Source organism: Vibrio sp. 1288, from assembly GCF_033344475.1.
This window is the reverse complement of the sequence record NZ_JAWPOX010000761.1, coordinates 1-611: the sequence shown is the minus strand read 5'-3', so window position 1 is coordinate 611 and position 611 is coordinate 1. Positions and strand designations below refer to the sequence as shown.

Below are 611 nucleotides of genomic sequence, written 5' to 3'. Positions count from 1 at the left end.
CATTTTCCTCAATACGACCGATAGCACCACGACGTTTTTTGAGTAATTCTTGCTTTAGCTTTTTCTTACGGGCTAAAGGCTCATTACCAAATTCATCCTCAAAAGCTTGTTTTAGCTTTCCGTCGCTACCCCATTGCGCCATACCTTCAAGATATTTAATAGGCAGTGTCGCGCCATCTGCAACCACCTCGTCGAGGCGGTAAGTATCGATGTACTCCTTACCGCCGAATGTACCCAAGGTTTCTTTATCGTCTTTAAAAAGCGGGGTGCCAGTAAAAGCTATGAACTTCGCATTAGGTAAAGAAGCACGCATAAATGCAGCAAGGAATCCATACTGGCTGCGGTGCGCTTCATCAACCATCACGAAGAAGTTGGGCTTGGTACTCAGAACACGAAAATCAACTTTCTCTTCGCTAACGAGTTCCCATTTGGCTTTTTTAGGGTTGCCATTAGCATCAGTTTGACCGTGAAGAACATTGTTCTCCTTTAAAATCCAGCATTGTTCTTGCCCAGAATCATCCTTCCTCAAAACGCGTCTGACACGACTTTTAGAGTCTGCAATGGAATCCTCATCTTCAGACTCTTTTGCGGCCTGTATCTGCTTACCATCG

At 44.7% G+C, this 611-nt stretch carries 1 pseudogene; it reads right to left on the bottom strand.

Annotation, left to right across the window (positions count from 1 at the left end):
• Window positions 1-611 (bottom strand): annotated as a pseudogene (locus R8O11_RS29220) (type I restriction endonuclease subunit R); the annotation flags it as partial.